Raw genomic sequence first — 21,719 nt, forward strand, 5'->3', positions numbered from 1 at the left:
CAACGGAATGTGCAAGGGAGCGTCAACCAGATGAATGCAAGACACCACACTCGGTCGAGCCTGCGCGTCGCAGCCTTGATGTTGCTGACCACGTTGCTGGCCGGTTGCGGCATCAACAACATTCCGACCCTCGACGAACAGGCGAAGGCCGCCTGGAGCCAGGTGCAGAACCAGTACCAGCGTCGCGCCGACCTGATCCCCAACCTGGTGGAAACCGTCAAGGGCTACGCCAGGCACGAAGAAGAAACCCTGACCGCGGTGATCGAAGCCCGGGCCAAGGCCACTTCGATCCAGGTAGATGCCAGCACCCTCGACAATCCCGAGAAACTCAAGCAGTTCCAGCAAGCGCAGGATCAGCTGACCGGTGCCTTGAGTCGTCTGATGGTGGTGTCCGAGCGCTATCCGGACCTCAAGGCCAACCAGAATTTCCTGGCGTTGCAATCGCAACTGGAAGGCACCGAGAATCGCATCGCCGTGGCGCGTCGTGATTTCATCCTCGCGGTGCAGAAGTACAACACCGAAATCCGCACCTTTCCGGGGCGCTTGTGGCACACCGTGATGTACAGCGATCTGCCGATCCGTGAAACCTTCGAAGCCACCAGCCCCGGCGCCGAGAAAGCACCTGAAGTGAAGTTCTGATCACCACCTGTAGGAGCTGCCGCAGGCTGCGATCTTTTGATCTTGATGTTCAGCGATCCCAAGAAAAGATCGCAGCCTTCGGCAGCTCCTACAGGAGTAAACGTGTTGATGCTGGTGCACGGATGAGGTTGCCAATGCGCGTGATGAAAGTGAGCCTGGTGGCGTTGTTCTGGGTGTTTGCCCTGACGGTCCAGGCCGAGCTGAAATTTCCGGAGCTGACCGGGCGGGTGGTGGATAACGCCCAAATGATCGAACCCTCGGTGCGCGAGCAGTTGACGCAACAGCTCAACGCCCATGAAAAAGCCACCGGTGAACAATTGGTGGTGGTGACGTTGCCGGACCTGCAGGGCACTGACATAGCCGACTTCGGTTATCAACTCGGGCGCCACTGGGGCATCGGTCAGAAGGACAAGAACAACGGTGCGCTGCTGATCGTCGCTCGCGATGAGCGCAGGTTGCGGATCGAAGTCGGTTATGGCCTGGAAGATCGCCTGACCGATGCGCAGAGTTCGGTGATCATCAACCAGGTGATCACCCCGGCGTTCAAGACCGGCAACTTCAGCAAGGGCATCAGCGATGGGGTCGCGGCGATGCTGGTGGTGCTGGGCGGCAGTCCGCTGGATGAGCCGTCGACGGTTTACGACTCTGGCGGGAATCAGGAGAGTGACTTCGTTTCGCGGCATCCAGGGATTTTCGTGTTTCTGGTGTTGCTGTTCATCCTGACGATTTTCGTCTTGCAGATGTTCGGGATTCTGCCAGCGGGCCGAGGTGGCTCGGGCGGTTCCAGTGGTGGTTTCGGCGGCGGTGGTTTTGGGGGTGGCGGTGGCGGCGGGGGCTTCAGCGGTGGTGGGGGCAGTTTCGGGGGCGGCGGTTCGTCGGGCGGCTGGTGATAACAACAATGAACGGGCATTCGTAAACATGGCATTACTGACTGAACACGAACAACGCAAAGTCGCCGAGGCGATCGCCCGGGTCGAGCGCGACACCGACGCCGAACTGGTGACCGTGCTCGCAGCACGCGCCGACGACTACGCGTACATCCCGCTGCTGTGGGCCAGTTTGCTGGCGCTGGTGGTGCCGGGTGTCGTGCATTACCTGACCGGCTGGCTGACCATGCACAGCCTGTTGCTGGTGCAATGGATCACCTTCATCGTACTGTGCCTGGTGTTCCGGATTCCGAAAGTCACCACACACCTGATCCCGCGTTCGGTGCGTCACTGGCGCGCGTCGAACCTGGCGCGCCGGCAGTTTCTGGAGCAGAACCTGCACCACACCGTGGGCAGCACTGGCATGCTGATTTTCGTCTGCGAGGCCGAGCGTTATGTGGAAATTCTGGTGGATGAAGGGATTTCCAAACGGCTGGATAACAAGAACTGGGACGCCATTGTTGCGGCGTTTACCCAGCAGGTGAAGCAGGGGCAGACGTTGCAGGGGTTTGTGACGTGCGTCGAGGCGTGCGGCGAGTTGCTCAAGGTGCATGTGCCGGTGACGCATGTGCGCAATGAGTTGCCGAACCGGTTGGTGGTTCTAGGCTGAACCTCATTCCCTGTAGGAGCGAGCTTGCTCGCGATGGTCGCCAACGATGACGTGGGCTGGCTGGATAACCGCGGCGTTTCGGTATCCTTCGCGAGCAAGCTCGCTCCTACAGAAAGCACCGTTCGGTAAATAACTGCGTGTCCCGAACGGCCATCCCCACTAAAATACCCGCCATTCCCGATTCGCTCCGCCCGAGGCCGTTTTTTCCATGTCCGTCACCGCCACTCCCGCCAGCCTCGCGCCGGATCACCACGCCCAGTTCATCGACCTGCTGCAAACCAGCCTCGACGCCAGCGCCTTCATCAAACTGGTACTGGCCAAGTACGTCGGCACCGAAGCGGATCTGCAGCGGCTGATCATCAAGCAGCTAACGGTCAAGGATCAGCCTTGCCTGTCCTTCGTCTACCGCTACAAGACCCGCGACATCACCAAGAACCTCCCGCTGGCCGAGGGCGTGGCGACCATCGCCGCGTTGTTGCCGGCCTCGTTCAAAAATGCGCATTTGTTGTCGCTGACCGACGAAGCCCAGCTCGAATACAGCAAAAAGGGCAAGTCTTCGCTGTTCAAGAGCAAACCTCAGCAATTGCGCGAAGTACCGTCTGCCGAGCACAACCGCGAAAAGAACCGCTTCCTCGACCTCAGCCGCCCGTTCCTCGCCGACCTCGGTGTGACGAACAGCAAACACGAGCTGATCCCGGCGATGTCGCGCAAGTGGAAACAGATCAACAAGTTCATCGAAGTCTTCAGCCATGCGCTGACCACCTCGCCGCTGGCGCTGGACAAACCGGTGCGGGTCGCGGATTTCGGTTCGGGCAAGGGTTACCTGACGTTCGCGATCCACGACTACCTGCGCAACACCCTGAACGCCGAAGGCGAAGTGACGGGCGTCGAGCTGCGCGATGAAATGGTCAATTTGTGCAACGCCGCCGCCGCGAAGCTGGAACATCCGGGCCTGGTATTCAAGTGCGGCGACGTGCGCAGCGTCGCGCCGAGCGAGCTGGACGTGATGATCGCGCTGCACGCCTGCGACATCGCCACTGACTATGCGATTCACACCGGCATCCGCTCCGGCGCCTCGATCATCATGTGTTCGCCGTGCTGTCACAAACAGATCCGCCTGCAAATCCAGAGCCCGGCGCTGCTCAAGCCGATGCTGCAATACGGTTTGCATTTGGGTCAGCAGGCGGAAATGGTCACCGACAGTTTGCGTGCGCTGTTCCTTGAAGCCTGTGGTTACGAGACCAAGGTGTTCGAGTTCATCTCACTGGACCACACCAACAAGAACAAGATGATCCTGGCGGTCAAACGCGCCGAGCCGGTGGCCCCGGCCCAGCTGTTGGTGAAGATTCAGGAGCTGAAGGATTTCTACCACATCAGCGAGCACTGCCTCGAAACCTTGCTCCGAGCCGACGGCTACCTCTGACCCCTGTGGGAGCGGGCTTGCTCGCGAAGGGGCCGTCTCATCCAACATCTTCGTTGGCTGTTAGTCCGCTTTCGCGAGCAAGCCCGCTCCCACAGGAGGTTTCACCGCGGTCTTGCGTCCGAGCATCACCGTCACGATCACCCCGGCAGCAAACAGCCAGGTGATCGGCTCGATGTGTTCACCAAAGAACAACGCCGAAAACGCGATGGTGAAGAAGATCTGCAACAACTGAATCTGACTGACCCGCGCAATGCCGCCCATCGCCAAGCCGGCGTACCAGGCAAAAAAACCAATGAACTGCGAGAACAGCGAAACATAGCCAAACGCCCACCAGGTCTTGGCCGAAATCTCGCCCTGATGTTGCAACGCCAGGTACACCACCGGCCCGATCAACAGCGGCGTCGACAGCACCAGCGCCCAGCAGATCACCTGCCAGCCGCCCATCTCCCTGGCCAGTCGGCCACCTTCGGCATAGCCCAGACCACCCACGGCAATCGCGCCGAGCATCAGCAAATCACCGGCCTGAATGCTGCCGGCACCGCTGATCAGCGCGTAACCCAGCACCAGCGCACTGCCCAGCGCGGCGCAGGCCCAGAAGGCTTTCGACGGTCGTTCGTGGGACAGCCACGCGGCGTAGAGTGCCACACACAGCGGTTGCAGGCCGTTGACCAATGCGCCGTGGGAGGCGGGCAAGGTTTGCATGGCCCAGGCCGAGAGCACCGGGAAGCCGAGAATCACCCCAGCGATAACCAGCGTCAGGCCTTTGACCTGTTTCCAGGTCGGCCATCGTTCCCGGCGCCACAGCAACAATATCGCAGCCGGAATCGCCGCGAACAACGCACGACCCAAGCCGTTCAGCAGCGGATGGAGTTCCTGCACGACGATCCGCGTGAAGGGCAGGGTGAGGCTGAAGATGACGACGCCGAGCAGGCCGAGGGCCATGCCGGTGTTTTCGCGGGAGGACATGATGGGCAACCAGAATCGAGGGTGATGGAAAGTGTCTTCATATAGCCATAAACCGCGCTAGCTGCGGTGTTACAGCTAGGCGCAGAGTTATCCGTACAGTTGAGGACGCCTTCGCGGGCAAGCCCGCTCCCACATTGGAATGCGTTCCCCCGTGGGAGCGGGCTTGCTCGCGAAGAACGATAACGCGGTAGTAGCTGGTTATTACCCGACCCGGCAGATTAGGACTACCTTGAATACTCCTACGCATTTCCCAGAGGAGTCCTCCCCATGGCTGCCAAGAAAATCCTGATGCTGGTCGGCGATTACGTCGAAGACTACGAAGTAATGGTGCCGTTCCAGGCATTGCTGATGATCGGTCACACGGTGCACGCCGTCTGCCCGGACAAATCCGCCGGCCAGACCGTGCGCACAGCGATCCATGACTTCGAAGGCGACCAGACCTACAGCGAAAAACCCGGCCACCTGTTTGCGCTGAACTTCGATTTCGCCAAGGTCGCTGAAGCCGACTACGACGCGCTGTTAATCCCTGGCGGTAGAGCGCCGGAATACCTGCGCCTGAACGAAAAAGTCCTGGAACTGGTACGCGCCTTCGACAAGGCCGGCAAGCCGATCGCCGCCGTGTGTCACGGTGCGCAATTGCTGGCGGCGGGAGGAATTCTCGAGGGGCGCGAGTGCAGCGCTTACCCGGCCTGTGCGCCGGAAGTACGTTTGGCGGGCGGCACGTTCATCGATATTCCAGTGACGGAAGGTCACGTTCAAGGCAATCTGGCCACTGCTCCAGCCTGGCCGGCCCACCCGAGCTGGCTCGCCGGTTTCCTCGGCTTGCTGGGCACCAAAATCACGCTGTAACGAGGGTCGTTTGCATGTGCGAGCTCTACGTCAAAGCCGATCCGATTCTCTACGAATCGCGCTCCCGCTCGCTGCGCATCTGCGGGGTGGTCACCACCCTGCGGCTGGAGAATCAGTTCTGGGACATCCTCAGTGAAATCGCCGAGGTCGACGGCATGACCACCAACCAGTTGATCGCCAAGCTGTATGAAGAGGTGATGGACTACCGTGGGGAAGTGGTGAATTTTGCTTCGTTTTTGCGGGTGAGCTGCACGCGGTATTTGTCGCAGCGACGGGTGCAGGCGCCCGAGTTGTCGGTGGTGCGGGCGGTTGTGAAGTAGCGTAAACCGCGTCGACCCTTTCGCGAGCAAGCCCGCTCCCACATTGGATTTGTGTACATCAATCCAATGTGGGAGCGGGCTTGCTCGCGAAGGGGCCGGTACAGGCGACAGAAATCCTGAGGTGGTCTTTACTCTGAGGCGTAAAACCTCTCAATCGCCAAGGAGAAAAAGCATGTCTGGATGGTACGAGTTGAGCAAAACCAGCAACGGCCAATTTCGGTTTGTGCTGAAAGCGGCGAACGCCGAACCGATTCTGAACAGCGAGCACTACACCACCCGTAGCGCCGCCGAAAACGGCATCGCCTCGGTGCAGAAGAACAGCCCGCTGGATGAACGCTACGAGAAAAAGACCACCAAGGACGGCCATCCTTACTTCAACCTCAAGGCCGGCAACCACGAGACTATTGGCAGCAGCGAAGCCTATTCCTCTGATTCCGCGCGGGATAAAGGCATCGCGAGCGTGAAGACCAACGGCCCGACCACGGTGATCAAGGACAAGACCTTGCCGGTCCTCTAAATACACTGATAACACGATGTGGGAGCGGGCTTGCTCGCGAAGGCTGACTGACATTCAACACATTTATTGAATGAAAGACTGCTTTCGCGAGCAAGCCCGCTCCCACAGGGATTTGCGCCGTTCACAAAACCTGTGGGAGAGGGCTTGCTCGCGAAGGCGTAAGCAGCGTCGCCGCTAAACCTCGACGGGAACCGTAAGCTTCGGACTCCCCAACCCATGCGTCTTCGAATCAAAAAACCGTAGTTCTGATCCCGTCCCCTCAAACACTTTCGCGTAATGCCGCTTCTGATGCTGGATGAACGCCTTGCTGCGCGGATAAATCGAGATCGCCACCACCTTCGGTTGCGCCTGGCGCAGCGCATGAACGATGTGGCTGTCCTGCTCACCCAGCGCGTGCCCAAAAACGCACAACCCCTCGCCATGCCCCAATAGCTGGTCATAGCAAAACGACAAATAATCCGAACTTCGAATCGTCTTGAGCTTGTCCGTGCTCGGCCCTTCGTTCACAAACAGCGGCACGTCATCCAGCGTCTTGATCGTGTTGTTGATCGCAAAACTGCCCAGCAACGTGCCCTCGGTCGACATCAGTTTGCGCGCCGTGCCGTCTTGATTGCGCACCAGATGCAAACCGCCGTGCAGGTACAGCAAGCGCGTTTTATCGGTGGCCGTGGCGCTCAAGTCAAACCCCGGCTCGGCGCCCTGGAACAGGTCGGTGATCGCTTCAGGATTGTGCTGAATCGCCCAGTAGTTGAGCAAGTCGTAGTTGGTGGTGAACACCGTCCGATAACGCCGCAGTTCCTGACTGATCGTCGTCAGGGACGAAGGCACCACCAGCCGCCACGGGATATGCACCGCGTGCACGGTGTTGATCAGCGCTTCCTTGATCGCGTAGTAGCGATTGCGCGGCGCGGCGGAGCTGACGGCCAGGGCCTTGTTTACGCGGCTGGTGGTTTTCAGCGCGCCCAGCACCTGCTCGAAACTGCGCGTCTGCATCGCGTCGAACACGCTCAGTTCGGACTGGCTCAGGGGTTTTTCTTCGACGGTGCGGGCGTTTTCGAACAGCGAGTCGTAGCCGAAATCGTCCCACACGGCGCGGCTGGCGCCGTTGCCCACCAGCAGGCCGCTGAACCAGGCGGTGGCGTGCAAGACGTTCCAGTCTTCAAGTTGGGCATCGACATCCTGGAAATCGGTCATTGCGGTGGTCGTCTCAAAAAGCAAAGGGTCGGATGGACGGTGACTTTATCACGACCGGGACTTGAGCCAGATCAACATCCGGTGTGATCGATGGGTCGATCCTGTGGTTATCCGCTGGATCGGCACTACCGGTTCCGCCCCCGCCAGGAGATTCGCTTATGAGCAGCACGTTTTTCATCCCCGCCGTGAACATCATGGGCATTGGTTGCCTGGACGAAGCGATGGACGCCATTCGCAAGTACGGCTTTCGCAAGGCGCTGATCGTCACCGACATGGGACTGGCAAAGGCGGGCGTGGCGGCGATGATTGCCGAGAAACTGGCGAAGCAGGACATCGACTCGGTGATCTTTGACGGTGCCAGGCCCAACCCGAGCATCGTCAACGTCGAAAGTGGCCTGGGCCTGCTCAAGGAAAGTCGCTGTGATTTTGTGGTGTCGCTGGGCGGTGGTTCGCCCCACGACTGCGCCAAAGGCATCGCGTTGTGCGCGACCAACGGCGGGCAGATTCGCGATTACGAAGGCGTCGATCAATCCGAGAAGCCGCAGCTGCCGCTGATCGCCATCAACACCACCGCCGGCACGGCCAGTGAGATGACGCGTTTCTGCATCATCACCGACGAATCACGCCACGTAAAAATGGCCATCGTCGACCGCAACGTCACGCCGCTGATGTCCGTCAACGACCCGGCACTGATGGTCGCCATGCCCAAGAGCCTGACGGCGGCCACCGGTATGGACGCGCTGACTCACGCCATCGAAGCCTACGTGTCCACCGCTGCCAACCCGATCACCGATTCCTGCGCGCTCAAGGCCATCACCCTGATCAGCAACAACCTGCGCCTGGCCGTGCGCGATGGCAGCGACATGGCCGCACGGGAGAACATGGCGTACGCGCAATTCCTCGCGGGCATGGCGTTCAACAATGCTTCATTGGGCTATGTGCACGCCATGGCTCACCAGTTGGGCGGTTTCTATGACTTGCCCCATGGTGTGTGCAACGCCGTGCTGCTGCCGCATGTGCAAAGCTTCAACGCGATGGTCTGCGCCGGTCGTCTCTCGGAGGTGGCCCACGCGATGGGCGCTGACATCCGTGGTTGCAGCCCGGAAGAGGGCGCCCGGACGGCCATCGCAGCGATTCGAAGCCTGGCCAAAGACGTTGAGATTCCCGCCGGTCTGCGTGAGCTCGGCGTCCGGCTCAACGACATCCCGACCCTCGCCACCAACGCCCTGAAAGACGCCTGTGGCGTGACCAATCCACGGGTTGCGGATCAGCGGCAGATCGAGGAGATTTTCCGCAACGCGTTTTGACGGTCGCACGGTTCGGGCGCAAAGGACGCTATGCTGCGTCTTCGCCCGAGCCGACATCGCGAGTTCCAGATGCTGCAAAAAAGCCTGATCCGCCGCCTCGACCTCATCACTCTCCAGCTGTTCGTCGCCGTCCACGAAGAAGGCACGCTCACTCGTGCCGCGACCCGCGAAGCCATCGCGGTGTCGGCGGCGAGCAAGCGCTTGATGGAGTTGGAGGAGGCGCTGGGCATCAGTCTGTTCGTGCGTCAGGCCAAGGGCATGACCCTCACGCCAGCCGGCGAGACCCTGTTGCACCATGCCCGGCAGATGCTGTTCAACGTCGAGAAAATGGGCCTTGAACTGGGGGAGCACAGCCACGGCATTCGCGGTTATGTGCGCATGCTTGCCAACCTGTCGGCGATCATTCAGTTCCTGCCCGAAGACCTGCGGGACTTTTCCGAGCGTCATCCGCAGGTCAAGACCGACCTCGAAGAACGTCCCAGCAGCGGTGTGATTCAAGGGGTGCTGGATGGCGTGGCGGATCTCGGAATCTGCTCCAGCGACAGCGACGTCAAAGGGCTGCACAGCGTGCTATATCGCCAGGACAAACTGGTGGTGCTGATGCTGCCGGATCATCCTTTGGCCAACCGTTCCAGCCTGGCGTTCGCCGATACGCTGGACAGCGATTACGTCGGCCTGCATTCCGCCAGTTCCATCAACATGCGCACCCACGCCGCCGCGCGTCAGGCGGGCAAGGTGTTGCGGCTGCGGATTCATGTGCCGGGGTTCGATGCGATGTGCCGGATGGTTCAGGCCAACATGGGGATCGGGATTTTGCCGCAGAAGGCTTACGAATTGTTTGGCCGGGCGCTGGGGTTGCATGCGGTGCCGTTGACCGATGACTGGTCGGATCGGGCGTTGATTCTGGTGGTGCGCGATGAGGCGGCGTTGTCGCCGGTGAGCCGGATGTTGTTTGAGCAGTTGCGCGGGGCGGTCTGACAGTTCTCTATTGAATGGGCCGGCCCCTTCGCGAGCAAGCCCGCTCCCACAGGGGAATGCATTCCAAATGTGGGAGCGGGCTTGCTCGCGAAGACTGACCTGAGGTCGCGATAATCTTCCAGAGCGTTCGCATTTCACGAACGCCCGTTGCCAACTGAAGGTTGGATTCCAGTCCCCTCGCTCCTCTAGCCTTGGCGCATATTCCAAGAATAAGAGGTACCCCGCGATGACTGCCCCCCTGAGCGCAATCAAAGTGATTGAAATCGGCACGCTGATCGCCGCGCCGTTCGCCGCCCGGATGCTCGCCGAGTTCGGCGCCGAGGTGATCAAGATCGAAGCCATGGGCCAGGGCGATCCTCTGCGCAAATGGCGCAAGCTGCACGAGGGCACCTCGCTGTGGTGGTACTTGCAATCACGCAACAAGAAGTCCCTGGCGCTGAATCTGAAATCCCCCGAAGGCATCGAACTGGTCAAGCAACTGGCGACCAGCGCCGACGTGTTGATTGAAAACCTGCGTCCTGGCGCCCTGGAGAAACTCGGGTTGGGCTGGGACGTGTTGCACGCCTTGAATCCCAACCTGACCCTGGTGCGGATTTCCGGCTACGGCCAGACCGGCCCGTACCGTGATCGTCCGGGTTTCGGTGCCATCGGTGAGGCCATGGGCGGCATTCGCTACACCACCGGCACCCCCGGTTCGCCACCGGCCCGGGTCGGTGTCAGTCTCGGCGATTCACTGGCGTCCTTGCACGCGGTAATCGGCGCCTTGATGTCGCTGCTGCGGGTCAAGACCGGGCAGGGCGGTGGGCAAGTGGTCGACGTGTCGCTGGCAGAAAGTGTGTTCAACGTCATGGAAAGCCTGGTGCCGGAATACGACATGCTCGGTCACGTGCGTGAGCGCAGCGGCGGGGCATTGCCCGGCATTGCGCCGTCCAATACCTATCTGACGGCCGATGGCGCCTACGTGGTAATCGCCGGCAACAGCGACCCGATCTACAAGCGTTTGATGGAAGTCGTCGGTCGCCGCGATCTGGCCGAAGCGCCGGAGTTTGCTCATAACGATGGTCGCGCCGCCAAGAGTAACGTGCTCGACGCCGCCATCACTCACTGGACCAGCAGCCTGCCGATCGACGAAGTCCTGTCGGCATTGGAGGCCGCCGAAGTACCGGCCGGGCGCATCTATTCGGTGGCCGACATCGTCGCCGATCCGCACTATCAGGCGCGGGACATGCTGCTCAGCGCCGACCTGCCCGGCGGCACCCAAGTGAAGATGCCGGGCATCGTGCCCAAACTTTCCGAAACCCCCGGTGGCGTGAACTGGTCGGGGCCGAGTCTGGGCCAGCACACCGACGGGATTCTCGCGGGGCTGGGCCTGACGGATGCAGACATCGAACGCCTGAAAACTGAAGGGGTGGTGCAATGATCACTGATTTTTCCGAGGCCCTGATCGTTCAGGAAGTCTCCCCGCGTGATGGCCTGCAGATCGAGCCGACCTGGGTTGAAACGGTCGACAAGATTGCCCTGATCGATCAGCTGTCACTGGCCGGATTCAGCCGCATCGAAGCCGGCTCGTTCGTGTCGCCCAAGGCCATTCCGGCGCTGCGCGATGGCGAGTTGGTGTTCAAGGGCATCACCCGCCAACCGGGGGTAATCTACGTCGCGTTGATCCCCAACCTCAAAGGCGCGCAACGAGCATTGGCGTGTCGCGCCGATGAGCTGAACCTGGTGATGTCCGCCAGCCAGACCCACAACCTGGCGAACATGCGCATGCGTTGCGAAGCTTCGTTGGCCGCGTTCGGCGAAATCGTGCAATACGTGGGCGACACGCAAGTGCGACTGAACGGCAGCATCGCCACCACTTTCGGTTGCCCGTTCGAGGGCATGATCGATGAGGATCGCGTGCTGCAAATCGTCGAGGCGTATCAGGAACTCGGGATTCAGGGCATCACCCTGGCCGACACCACCGGCATGGCCAATCCGCGTCAGGTCGATCGGCTGGTGCGGCGGGTGTTGCAGCGGGTTGCTCCGGCGGATTTGACCCTGCATTTCCACAACACCCGCGGCCTCGGTTTGTGCAACGTGCTGGCCGCTTACGAGGCCGGCGCCCGACGCTTCGACGCGGCCCTCGGCGGCCTCGGTGGTTGCCCGTTCGCACCGGGCGCTTCGGGCAATATCTGCACCGAAGACCTGGTGAACCTGTGCGATGAAATCGGCATTCACACCGGTATCGATCTGCCGCTGTTGCTGAAGTTGTCGCGAGGACTCCCGGCGCTGCTCGGCCACGAAGTCCCCGGCCAACTCACCAAGGCCGGCCGCAATTGCGATTTGCACCCAAGCCCTTCCTGACCACACCGAATCCCCCTGTGGGAGCGGGCTTGCTCGCGAATGCAATCTGACATTCAACACGGATGTCGACTGATACGCCGCCTTCGCGAGCAAGCCCGCTCCCACAATAAAAGCATTCCAAGCACCTCAACCAGACAACAAAAACAATCGGACACCCACGGGAAGTCCGCCTGGAGAAAGCATCATGAGCCTCAATGTACTGGAGGCGGGCGCGAGCCCGTCCGTTAGCCACGACGAAGAAAAAGCCCTGGTCAGCAAAGTCGCCTGGCGCCTGATGCCGCTGATCATGGTCTGCTACCTGTTCGCATTTTTCGACCGCATCAACATCAGCTTCGCCAAGTTCCAGCTGCAGACCGACCTGAGCCTGAGCGACACCGCCTATGGCCTCGGCGCCGGGCTGTTCGTGGTCGGTTACGTGATCTTCGAAGTGCCGAGCAACATGATGCTGTACAAGGTTGGCGCCCGCCGCTGGATCGCACGAATCATGATGTCCTGGGGCCTCGCGACGGCAGCGATGGTCTTCGTCAACAGCGAATGGCAGTTCTACGCGCTGCGCTTCGTGATCGGCGCGATGGAGGCCGGTTTCGCGCCGGGCGCGCTGTATTACCTGACGCTGTGGTTCCCGCAGCATTATCGCGGGCGCATCACCTCGATGCTGTTTCTGGCATCGGCGTTTGCCGGTCTGGTCGGCGCACCGTTCTCCGGGCTGGTGCTGCAGCATCTCGATGGCTTTATGGATATGCGCGGCTGGCACTGGTTATTTCTGCTCGGCGGCGTGCCCTGCATCGGCCTTGGTTTGCTGGTGCTGACCCTGCTCAAGGACCGCATCGAAGACGCCCATTGGCTGACGTCGTCGGAGAAAACCCTGCTGGCCAGCCGCATCGCCCACCACGAACCGCACAAGAGCGGTGGCTCGCTACTCGCGGCGCTGCGGATTCCCGGTTTCCTGACCCTGGGACTGATCTACTTCCTGATCCAGGTGGCGTCCTACGGTTTGAATTTCTGGGCACCGCAACTGATCCGCAGCGCTGGCACCGAAAGCCCGGTGATGATCGGTTTGCTGACAGCGATTCCGTACATCTGCGGAGCGATCAGCATGGTGGTGATCGGGCGGTTGTCCGACTCGACCGGCGAGCGTCGCAAGTTTGTTGCCGGTCTGGTGGCGGTGGGCGCGCTGGGGTTCTTCTGTGCAGGGATCTTCGCCAATCACACGACCTTCCTGATTGTCGCGCTGGGTTTGCTCGGCGCCGGGATCATCGCCTCCATTCCGAGCTTCTGGACCCTGCCGCCGAAACTGCTGGCCGGTGCTGGCGCAGGTGCCGCGGGCGGGATAGCGGTGATCAACACCCTCGGCCAGTTCGGCGGCATCGTCAGCCCGGTCATGGTCGGCCGGATCAAGGACCTGACCGGTAGCACCACGCCTGCGCTCTATGTCATCGGGGTCTGTGCGCTGATTGCGGTTGCGCTGTTGTTGTGGGGATTGCCGCAGAAACTGCGCACGCTCGACAAGTTCTGAAGATCTGCGGTGCCGGGCGAATAGCTTTCGCGAGCAAGCCCGCTCCCACAGAGGATTTGCGTCGAACACATTATTTGTATTCATCGCAAATCACTGTGGGAGCGGGCTTGCTCGCGAAGACTGACTGACAGTCACCATCGCACTGTCCGTTGGAATGACTGCTACGTGATACCCACCGCCAAGAACATCCGAACGCGGCCCGAGCCTTCGGCAGCCTACGATTCGAACACCTTGCAGGAGCTGCCGAAGGCTGCGATCTTTTGATCTTTCACTTGAACTTTCAGAGTCAATTGATCCCATGCTAACCGGCCTCAACCACCTGACCCTCGCCGTTACCGACCTGAACCGCAGCGTTGAGTTCTATCACAACCTCCTGCACCTTCAGCTCGACGCCACATGGGACAGCGGCGCCTATCTCTCGCTGCCCGGCCTGTGGCTGTGCCTTTCCCTCGATCCCCTGCGCAACGCCGAGCCCGCCGCCGATTACACCCATTACGCCTTCACCATCAGCGCATCCGACTTCCCGCAATTCGTCGACTATCTGCGAGCCGCCAACGTCCAGGAATGGCGCGACAACCGCAGCGAAGGCGCATCCTTCTACTTCCTCGACCCGGACGGCCACAAGCTCGAAGCCCATGTCGGCGATCTGACATCGCGACTGGCGGCCTGTCGGCAACGGCCCTACGCAGGCATGAAGTTCTTCGACGATCAGTCAGTCGATCCCTCGGGAGCTGATATAGACTTGCGCCCATTCACCCAATAGTACGAAAGGATTACCCGATGACCCCATCGCTGCTAATGGCCGTTCTCGCCTCGGGCTTCATTTACGGGATCACACCGGGGCCGGGGGTGTTGGCGGTGTTTGGCATCGGCGCGGCGCGTGGGCGGCGGGCAGGGGCGGGGTTTTTGTGCGGGCATTTGCTCGGGGACGTGGTCTGGTGCAGCACCGCACTGATCGCAATTGTCGGCGCGCGGGAAATCGGCAGTACGGCGTTTGACGTGCTGGGCGTGCTCAGCGGGCTGTATCTGTTCTGGCTCGGTTTGCGCGCGGTACGGGCTAAACGCAGCAGCGCCGAAGCGCCGCAGGGCCCGGCGCGGCAACCGTTCTGGCACGGCATTCTGTTTGGTCTGACCAATCCCAAAGCATATCCGGTGGCGGTGGCGACCTTCACTGCGCTGCTGTCCAGCCGTGCGGAGTTGCTGCATTGGTCGATGTTGCCCTGGCTGATCGTGCTGAGCTGCGTCGGTGGTCTGATCGCCTACGCTATCCTCATTGGCATCGTCGGTGCTCGGCAGGTGCGTAGTCTGTATCAACGGCATGAACTGGCGATCACCCGGCTGTGCGGGGTGATGTTTATCGGTTTCGCCATCAACGCCCTGGTGCATGCTTTGCCGGGGCTGATGCCGAACAAGGCTTGAAACTGATCGCAGGGACGCGTCAGCGGCATCATCACCGGTCAGGGACAGTTCTTTATTGCTGCATTGTTCGGACATGCGCTCTGCACCATGGCAATCAGAAATTCCGCGCCGTTGGCGAGTTACATCGATCTACTGCTGGACGCCGTTTGCGCGGTTGATAAACAGGGTCGCTTTGTTTTTGTCAGCGCGGCCTGCGAGCGCATTTTCGGTTACACGCCTGACGAACTGGTCGGCCAGCCGATGATCGATCTGGTGCATCCCGCCGATCGCCAGCGCACCCTCGACGCCGCGCGGGAGATCATGGGCGGCGAACCCAAACTCAACTTCGAAAACCGCTACCTGTGCAAGGATGGCCGTGTCGTGCACATCCTGTGGTCCGCGCGCTGGTCCGAAGTCGATCAGTTGCGCATCGCCGTGGCCCGCGACATCACCGAGCGCAAGCAGGCCGAGTCCCGGCAAGCGGCGCTGTATGCGATTTCCGAAGCGGCCCACGCGGCCGAAGATTTGTTGGCGCTGTTCAAACGCATTCACCTGATCATCGGTGAATGGCTGCCAGCGCTGAATTTCTCGGTGGCGCTGTATGACGAGCATTGCGCGCAGCTCAATTTCCCTTACCACGTCGACGACAAAGAACAGCAACCCGAACAGCCCGGAACAGTCACCGGACGGCTGTGTGCCGAAGTGATCCGCAGCGGTCAACCGATCCTGCTGACCCCGAATCAGGAAAACACACCCGCTGGATTCGAGGCGCTGGTCACGGGTCAGCATTCGCCCTGCTGGCTGGGCGTGCCGTTGAACTCGCAAAACGGCACCATCGGCGCGTTGATCGTAAAAAGCGTGGCCGGTGGCGAGCGCTATACCGAGCAAGACAAGGAACTGTTGCAGTTCGTGTGCGCCCAGGTCGCCACCGCCATCGAGCGCAAGCAGTTGCACGCCCGGCTGCAGCGCATGGCCCAGTACGATCAACTGACCCAACTGCCCAATCGCGAGTTGCTCCGTGAGCGGCTGAAAGCCTCGCTGACACTGGCCAAGTCAGAGTGCGGGCGCATGGCGCTGCTATACGTCGATCTCGATCACTTCAAGGAAGTCAACGACACCCACGGCCATGCAGTCGGCGACATGCTGCTGCAAGCGGTCGCCAATCGTCTGAAAGGTTGCGTGCGCGAAACCGACACCGTGGCGCGTATCGGCGGTGATGAGTTTGTGGTGTTGTTGCACAGCATTCAGGCTGCGGAAGACGCTGACAGCGTCGCCGGAAAAATCCGTCAGATACTGGCCCAGCCATTACGACTGGACGGGCACAACCTCAACATCCAGCCGAGCATCGGCGTCGCCCATTACCCCGAACACGGTACGGAAGAAAAGCAATTGTTCCGCCACGCCGACGAGGCCATGTACAGCGCCAAACGCCAGAATCACCTGCAGTACGGTGCCTGAATAGCCGTCACCGTTCGTCGCATCGATCCCAGTTTTTCTAAACCTTTGCAGTGATCGAAATTCAGATTCTATGCGGGCTCCTGCTCGCTGCGATCATTACGAAGAGGTAGAGAGTCATGCCTAACTCACGAAACTCGAACACGGGACATACTGCCACCGATCGAACGAAGGCGTCTGAAGCCGGTCGCAAAGGTGGGAAAACTACCACCACGACCGTAGATAAAGAGCCTGCGAAACCCGATATGGGCCGCAAAGGTGGCCAGAAATCCAAGTAGTGGTGAAAGTAGTTTTGATTGAGAGGCGGGAGCGAAAGCTCCCGTTTGAATTTATAGAGAGGAGGGCGCGACCATGAGCCGGATGGCCACCCGAATACGCAACACCGGTTTTGCCACGTTACTGGGCCTGTGTGCCAGCAGTGCCTTTGCCCAGTCACCCGCCGAATTCATTAACGATGCTTCGGCCAAAGGCATGGCCGACATCGAAGCCAGCCGCCTGGCGCACCTGAAGTCCGAATCCAAAGAGGTCAAGGACTACACCATCGTCGTCATCAACGACCGCACCACCGCCAACCAGCACCTGGCGAAAATCGCCAAGCAACTGGATTTGCCTGTGGCGCCACGGGAAGAGGTGGTCGACAAGGCCAAAGCCTTGATGCCGGAAGTGAAGGACGGTGCGACCTTCGACCAGGCGTACGCCGCCAGTCAGGTGAAGACCACGCAGGAGGCCATCGAACAATTGCAACAGGAAGCGAAGACCACCGACTTGCCGGAAATCAAAGCCTTCGCCGAGGAAACCCTGCCCAAACTGCAGAACCATCTGCAAATGGCCAAGGCGCTGCAAGCAGGTCGATAAGGCCGCGGTTGACGGCGTTTAAAACAAACGGCACGTGATTCACATCACGCGCCGTTTTTTGTGGGGGCTCAGCAGTCATTCAAGTTTTGTTTGTGCTTGCTCGTGGTCGCCAGACCCGCCAGACCGTGCACCTCGTTTTCGCCCATGGCGCGGTAGTGTTTACGCAGCGCTTCCAGTTGCTTGAGGTCCAGTGACTCCAGCCCCAGCATCGCGTTCTGCGCTTCCTTGTTTACCCGCAGCAACTCATCGATTTTCAAATGCAGAATGTCGGTATCGCGGTTTTGCGTGTTCTGGATCAGGAACACCATCAGGAACGTGATGATCGTGGTCGAGGTGTTGATGATCAGTTGCCAGGTGTCGTTGTAATCAAAAATCGGCCCGCTCAACCCCCATAGACCGATGAGAATCAACGCCCCCATGAACGTCTTCGGACTACCGGCCCACAAGGCGAGTTTCTGCGAGATTTTTGCGAATTTCATTGCCGTTTTCCTTATAGGGATGCGCCTGAATTTGTGACAGCGCGGGCGTGATGAAAATTCTGATTACATTTTCGAAACCACCGAAATCTGTAGGAGCCGGCTTGCTGGCGATAGCGGCTCCTCAGTCAACATTGATGTTGACTGACATACCTCCATCGCCAGCAAGCCGGCTCCTACAAGTTCGCGTTTTGTGCTGACCTGCATTCAGTCCGAAAGACGAATATCCATAGGTCGGGTTGGGTGAGCTCACGGGGCGCGGTATCGTAGCGAACAGGTTGTCTGTTCACGCCCGGACAACGCACCGACAGGAGAACGCAATGAGTTGGTCCGCCAAGCAATACGTCGCTTTTGAAGATGAACGCACCCGCCCGGCGCGCGACCTGCTCGCGGCGATCCCGCCCGTGGACGCGCGCTCGGCCATCGACATCGGTTGCGGCCCTGGCAACTCGACCGAGCTGCTGGTGGAGCGCTTTCCCCATGCCACGGTGCGTGGCGTCGACAGTTCGACCGACATGATCGAAGCCGCCCGCAAGCGCTTGCCGCAGGTTCAGTTCGACACCGTTGATATTGGCACCTGGAACGAAAGCGGTCCGTTCGACGTGATCTTCGCCAACGCGGTGTTGCAGTGGCTGCCCGATCACGCGACGTTACTGCCTTCACTGGCCGCCCGACTGACCCAGGGCGGCAGCCTGGCCATTCAGATGCCCGACAACCTCAACGAACCGTCCCATCGCCTGATGCGCGAAGTCGCTGCCGATGGCCCGTGGGCCAGCAAGTTGGCGGACGCCGCCGGGCAACGCACGGAAATGGCCAGTGCCAGCGATTATTACTCGATGCTGCGACCGCACTGCGCGCGCGTCGATGTGTGGCGTACCACCTACCATCATCCGCTGGCGGGCGGTGCGTCGGGCGTGGTCGAGTGGTTCAAGGGTAGCGGTTTGCGGCCGTTTCTCGAACCGCTGGATGACGCGGAAAAGGCGCAATACCTCAAGCAATATCACGCCGCGATCGAGCAGGCGTATCCGGCGCTGAGCGATGGTTCGGTGCTGCTACCGTTCCCGCGATTGTTCATCGTCGCGACCCGCTAAGTGCAGAAAGGGACGGATCACGTTGAACGTCATCTGTTCCTTCGCTTGGTACTCAAGTATTCAAAAATAAAGGAAGCAAAGCCGAACAACCCAATCATTGAAATGATCATGATCCCCAACTCTGAATTTTCCATGCTGATCTCTAAGTGAAAGGTGAGCAGGCAGAGTAGGGGGTTTTTTGTCGGGCTTGATGTTGCGCTACTGCTTCTTTACGGGCTGGCGGGGATCTATACGGAAAATATACGTGATTGGCGAAAACGCAAAGGGCGCCCCGCAAGGCGCCGCTGTTTAACGTCAGGACGGTTCCGCATCCATACGTCGCGCAATGACATCCAGCACATCGCAGCCATCTCGTAAGGGGATGCTGCAGAGCATTGCGAAGTCGCTGAGAATCACCGAATCGGTGATGATTTCGCCGCGCATCGCGAGGTTTTCCAGGACCTGCGTTACCGCGCCAATTCTGTAGCGGGCGGAGCTGAGCAGTGAATGCAGCGGTTGGGTGGTATTGACGTAGAAGGTGGGAAGGTCGTCGGCGTTGCTGGTTAAAGCCATGTATTCATTCATGAGTGATCACCATATCGGAGGGAGGACCTACCACTCAATCGTCGCCAAACAATAGGGTGGTAGCTGTACGTGGGTTGGCGAACCGGGACATGGCAAAACCGGCAGACCCTAGGGTCTCCCACGCACAGCCACCAGAAAAAAGGCAGCCAAGTGCGTTCAAAAGCGCTCCGAGAAATTCTCGGAGGCTTCTGTACCAGTCATCGAGTCGCCAAACCCAATACGCCATTTGGGCGCGCTCGGACTATAGGTCTCATGACAAAGGCACAGCAATGCGCAAGTGTACGGACAATTCCCAGAGTCGTGTAGGACCTTGCCTTTTCGAAAATTGGCCACTTTCGTGCCACCAGTAAACGGGTGTTCAACACCTGATTTGTCAGGTGTTGACTGGCCGTTCAGGATGAAGCGTCGGTGTTCTACCAAATCCTGCCCATAAAAAAACCGATCACGTCGGACCGGTTTTTTGTTTTTCGGCAGCTACCGTTAAATCCATCCTGAGATCGGGTTGAAGATGTTGGAGAAGCCGTCAGGCAGGTAAAACCTGTGGTGTCGCAGGATAGGGGTAGCGGTCCTATCCTGTGACAAGTCCCCTACATTTTTGCGCACATCTCAATATCTGCCTGGGTCTTTACCTCTGTCTCAATGCCCAGTCTATATTTGCAGTAGTCAATTATGTCCTGGCGCAGTTCATCGGTAAGTCTGTCTATCTTGCGATAATCTCCATCATTGGCATGAATGTTATAAAACTTCACTCTCAGTGTTGGAGATTTTTTAATAAAAAGAATGGTATTCACTTCACCGTCAGAAACTTCGTTGTAGTACCCGAAGGTTAAGGTCGCCAGCAATGCTATAAAGCTTATCAATAGAAAGTACTTCATTCGACAGCCGGTTTAGGTGGTGGCAGCAATTGTGTTTTTGTACGAATATTCCTTACAAGCTCCATGCCGATATTACCAGGACAAATCTTGCCATCCCGATCTTGCCCTGGAAACTCTCTATGACCGCCGAATCGTTCAATCACAAACACACTTTTCAGGGCGTCGATCAAGTGCAATAAGGCATCGATTTGCGCCGCAGGTATTACGTTCGTCGTGCTATATCCCACAAACTCAAGTGCTTCGCGACCTTTAGCGACTATGTCGCCTCCTTCTTCTGCCGTTGTTAGATTTTCTAAAAGGACGATGCCGATGACGCCGGTATTGAACAGCTTAACGCTTGATGCTTGGAGCCTGATATCGCGTCCTTCCAGCACAGTGCCGTCACAGGCGATCGCATAGTGATAGCCGATATCGTCATATTTATTACCCATATGATGGGCTTGAACGCCCTGCATTTGCTTCACTCCGCCGGGGGTGCATTCGTATGACCGGCCGGCATGGTGCAAAGCGATCATAGTGTAGTCCCAGTCCTTCACCATATCCGGCTTGGCTTTTACCGCCCCCCAAGCTGAGCGCTCCGTGAAGGGATGGCCCAGGGATTTGACCTTTTCTATTATCGCCTCGCGAGTGGCTGCACGGTCATTTACCGTAATCGGGACAGGGCACATGAACTCGCCAGGTTTTATTTCTTGGGCAGTTGCATCTGTTGCAAATTTAGACGCCATTTAAAAACCCTCCGAAAGTTCGCTGAGAGTCCTGGCCGGTGCATTGAATTTTACATGAAGAGATATTTTTGAACCCGGTGATGCGCTCTTTACATGTGCAACGCCATTAGCATCAGTTAAGCCAGTCACTTGAACGCCATCAACTGTTGCAACAAATTCTCTTAGAGCTAGAGGCTTGCCAGTTTCACTATCGCTAATATTGAACGACTGTCCAAATACTTTTTGAAAAGAAAGAGGTAATGGTGGAGTAAAAGGTGCCGGTGTATGGCTATCACCAATAATTATAGTGCTGGACCCAGCCGTCACGGTGTTCCCGTGAGACCCAGTACTACCAACCATGGCGGCATTCAGCCCATTAATAAAAACTGTTGCAGAAACGTCACTTGCTAACGGACTTCCACACGCGCTTGTATCGGTTTTTCTGGCCGCTGCCAAGCCGTCAAAGAAAACGTCCGGAGAACCGGAAACGATTGGGTTCGTGCCGTGCCCTGGCATAGGGCAGGCGGTAGGGTCAGTTACACGGGCGGCAGGTTTTGCCATATCAGAGTCCTTCCTGATTGAGCTTGTCGGCTGGCGACTGTATCACTGGAGATCGCTGTAGGCCCAATTACCTCGAATAAGAGCGTTCATATCAGGCCCCGCGGACCTCGAGCAACGACCCTCCAAAAAACAGGAGTGAAGACGCCGAATAT

At 59.0% G+C, this 21,719-nt stretch carries 25 protein-coding genes; 18 read left to right on the forward strand and 7 right to left on the reverse strand.

Annotated elements, in window-relative coordinates; translation table 11 throughout:
• Positions 1–30 precede the first annotated feature (30 nt).
• The 4 genes from ACA073_RS06410 to ACA073_RS06425 all read left to right on the forward strand — a co-directional run bounded on the left by ACA073_RS06410 (position 31) and on the right by ACA073_RS06425 (position 3,598).
• Positions 31–639 carry a LemA family protein gene (locus tag ACA073_RS06410; RefSeq protein WP_497402446.1) on the forward strand — a complete coding sequence of 203 codons (609 nt, stop codon included), beginning with the start codon at positions 31–33 and terminating at the stop codon, positions 637–639.
• A 134-nt stretch (positions 640–773) separates the two neighbouring features.
• Positions 774–1,529, forward strand: coding sequence for a TPM domain-containing protein (locus tag ACA073_RS06415; RefSeq protein WP_497402448.1), 756 nt, complete (start codon positions 774–776; stop codon positions 1,527–1,529).
• 28 nt (positions 1,530–1,557) lie between these two features.
• Complete coding sequence (locus ACA073_RS06420) at positions 1,558–2,175, forward strand: TPM domain-containing protein (RefSeq protein WP_497297770.1); 618 nt, start codon at positions 1,558–1,560, stop codon at positions 2,173–2,175.
• Between the two features lie 208 nt (positions 2,176–2,383).
• Positions 2,384–3,598: a class I SAM-dependent methyltransferase gene (locus ACA073_RS06425; protein ID WP_497402450.1), complete on the forward strand. Its 1,215-nt coding sequence runs from the start codon at positions 2,384–2,386 to the stop codon at positions 3,596–3,598.
• A gap of 60 nt (positions 3,599–3,658) precedes the next feature.
• On the opposite strand, the gene ACA073_RS06430 is transcribed toward ACA073_RS06425, so the two are convergent.
• Positions 3,659–4,564, reverse strand: coding sequence for a DMT family transporter (locus ACA073_RS06430; RefSeq protein WP_497402452.1), 906 nt, complete (start codon positions 4,562–4,564; stop codon positions 3,659–3,661).
• A gap of 267 nt (positions 4,565–4,831) precedes the next feature.
• Between ACA073_RS06430 and ACA073_RS06435 the strand changes: the two genes are divergently transcribed.
• From ACA073_RS06435 to ACA073_RS06445, 3 genes are all read left to right on the forward strand, one after another.
• On the forward strand, positions 4,832–5,413 hold the full coding sequence (locus ACA073_RS06435; protein WP_497402453.1) for a DJ-1/PfpI family protein: 582 nt from the start codon (positions 4,832–4,834) through the stop codon (positions 5,411–5,413).
• 14 nt (positions 5,414–5,427) lie between these two features.
• Positions 5,428–5,733, forward strand: a complete 306-nt coding sequence (locus tag ACA073_RS06440; RefSeq protein WP_008025707.1) for a ribbon-helix-helix domain-containing protein — start codon at positions 5,428–5,430, stop codon at positions 5,731–5,733.
• A gap of 172 nt (positions 5,734–5,905) precedes the next feature.
• Entirely contained in the window at positions 5,906–6,250 is a 345-nt protein-coding gene (locus tag ACA073_RS06445) for a YegP family protein (protein ID WP_497402455.1), read from the forward strand.
• Positions 6,251–6,424: 174 nt separating this feature from the next.
• Here the strand turns inward: ACA073_RS06445 and ACA073_RS06450 are convergent, their stop codons facing one another.
• Positions 6,425–7,444 (reverse strand): DUF4917 family protein, encoded by a 1,020-nt coding sequence (locus ACA073_RS06450; RefSeq protein ID WP_497402457.1) that lies wholly within the window; start codon positions 7,442–7,444, stop codon positions 6,425–6,427.
• Between the two features lie 158 nt (positions 7,445–7,602).
• On the opposite strand from ACA073_RS06450, the gene yiaY reads away from it, so the two are divergent.
• The 10 genes from yiaY (at position 7,603) to ACA073_RS06500 (ending at position 17,296) form a co-directional block, all read left to right on the forward strand.
• Positions 7,603–8,751, forward strand: a complete 1,149-nt coding sequence (gene yiaY / locus ACA073_RS06455; protein ID WP_497402459.1) for an L-threonine dehydrogenase — start codon at positions 7,603–7,605, stop codon at positions 8,749–8,751.
• A 69-nt stretch (positions 8,752–8,820) separates the two neighbouring features.
• Positions 8,821–9,729, forward strand: coding sequence for a LysR family transcriptional regulator (locus ACA073_RS06460; RefSeq protein ID WP_497403999.1), 909 nt, complete (start codon positions 8,821–8,823; stop codon positions 9,727–9,729).
• A gap of 226 nt (positions 9,730–9,955) precedes the next feature.
• On the forward strand, positions 9,956–11,149 hold the full coding sequence (locus ACA073_RS06465; protein WP_497402461.1) for a CaiB/BaiF CoA transferase family protein: 1,194 nt from the start codon (positions 9,956–9,958) through the stop codon (positions 11,147–11,149).
• Entirely contained in the window at positions 11,146–12,072 is a 927-nt protein-coding gene (locus ACA073_RS06470; RefSeq protein ID WP_497402463.1) for a hydroxymethylglutaryl-CoA lyase, read from the forward strand. Before ACA073_RS06465 ends, ACA073_RS06470 begins: the two co-directional genes overlap by 4 nt.
• A gap of 184 nt (positions 12,073–12,256) precedes the next feature.
• Complete coding sequence (locus ACA073_RS06475; protein WP_497402465.1) at positions 12,257–13,588, forward strand: MFS transporter; 1,332 nt, start codon at positions 12,257–12,259, stop codon at positions 13,586–13,588.
• A gap of 298 nt (positions 13,589–13,886) precedes the next feature.
• Positions 13,887–14,351 (forward strand): fosfomycin resistance glutathione transferase, encoded by a 465-nt coding sequence (gene fos, locus ACA073_RS06480; RefSeq protein ID WP_497402467.1) that lies wholly within the window; start codon positions 13,887–13,889, stop codon positions 14,349–14,351.
• Positions 14,352–14,368: 17 nt separating this feature from the next.
• Positions 14,369–15,007: a LysE family translocator gene (locus ACA073_RS06485; protein WP_497402469.1), complete on the forward strand. Its 639-nt coding sequence runs from the start codon at positions 14,369–14,371 to the stop codon at positions 15,005–15,007.
• Positions 15,008–15,094: 87 nt separating this feature from the next.
• Positions 15,095–16,444: a sensor domain-containing protein gene (locus tag ACA073_RS06490; RefSeq protein ID WP_497402471.1), complete on the forward strand. Its 1,350-nt coding sequence runs from the start codon at positions 15,095–15,097 to the stop codon at positions 16,442–16,444.
• Positions 16,445–16,560: 116 nt separating this feature from the next.
• Positions 16,561–16,719: a stress protein gene (locus ACA073_RS06495; protein WP_407012089.1), complete on the forward strand. Its 159-nt coding sequence runs from the start codon at positions 16,561–16,563 to the stop codon at positions 16,717–16,719.
• A 73-nt stretch (positions 16,720–16,792) separates the two neighbouring features.
• Complete coding sequence (locus ACA073_RS06500; protein WP_497402473.1) at positions 16,793–17,296, forward strand: DUF4142 domain-containing protein; 504 nt, start codon at positions 16,793–16,795, stop codon at positions 17,294–17,296.
• Between the two features lie 68 nt (positions 17,297–17,364).
• Here ACA073_RS06500 and ACA073_RS06505 read toward each other — a convergent pair whose 3' ends face one another.
• Entirely contained in the window at positions 17,365–17,775 is a 411-nt protein-coding gene (locus ACA073_RS06505) for a low affinity iron permease family protein (protein WP_497402475.1), read from the reverse strand.
• Between the two features lie 317 nt (positions 17,776–18,092).
• Here ACA073_RS06505 and tam point away from each other — a divergent pair, with 317 nt between their 5' ends.
• Entirely contained in the window at positions 18,093–18,863 is a 771-nt protein-coding gene (gene tam, locus ACA073_RS06510) for a trans-aconitate 2-methyltransferase (protein WP_497402477.1), read from the forward strand.
• A 294-nt stretch (positions 18,864–19,157) separates the two neighbouring features.
• Here tam and ACA073_RS06515 read toward each other — a convergent pair whose 3' ends face one another.
• The 4 genes from ACA073_RS06515 to ACA073_RS06530 all read right to left on the reverse strand — a co-directional run bounded on the left by ACA073_RS06515 (position 19,158) and on the right by ACA073_RS06530 (position 21,567).
• Positions 19,158–19,427: a short-chain dehydrogenase gene (locus ACA073_RS06515; protein WP_461951492.1), complete on the reverse strand. Its 270-nt coding sequence runs from the start codon at positions 19,425–19,427 to the stop codon at positions 19,158–19,160.
• 587 nt (positions 19,428–20,014) lie between these two features.
• Positions 20,015–20,302 carry a hypothetical protein gene (locus tag ACA073_RS06520; RefSeq protein ID WP_497402479.1) on the reverse strand — a complete coding sequence of 96 codons (288 nt, stop codon included), beginning with the start codon at positions 20,300–20,302 and terminating at the stop codon, positions 20,015–20,017.
• Positions 20,299–21,027 carry a peptidoglycan recognition protein family protein gene (locus ACA073_RS06525; protein WP_497402481.1) on the reverse strand — a complete coding sequence of 243 codons (729 nt, stop codon included), beginning with the start codon at positions 21,025–21,027 and terminating at the stop codon, positions 20,299–20,301. The genes ACA073_RS06520 and ACA073_RS06525 overlap by 4 nt, the downstream gene beginning before the upstream one ends.
• Positions 21,028–21,567, reverse strand: a complete 540-nt coding sequence (locus ACA073_RS06530; RefSeq protein ID WP_497402483.1) for a PAAR domain-containing protein — start codon at positions 21,565–21,567, stop codon at positions 21,028–21,030.
• Positions 21,568–21,719 lie beyond the last annotated feature (152 nt).

The sequence above is a fragment of the Pseudomonas sp. LBUM1670 genome (genome assembly GCF_059695695.1).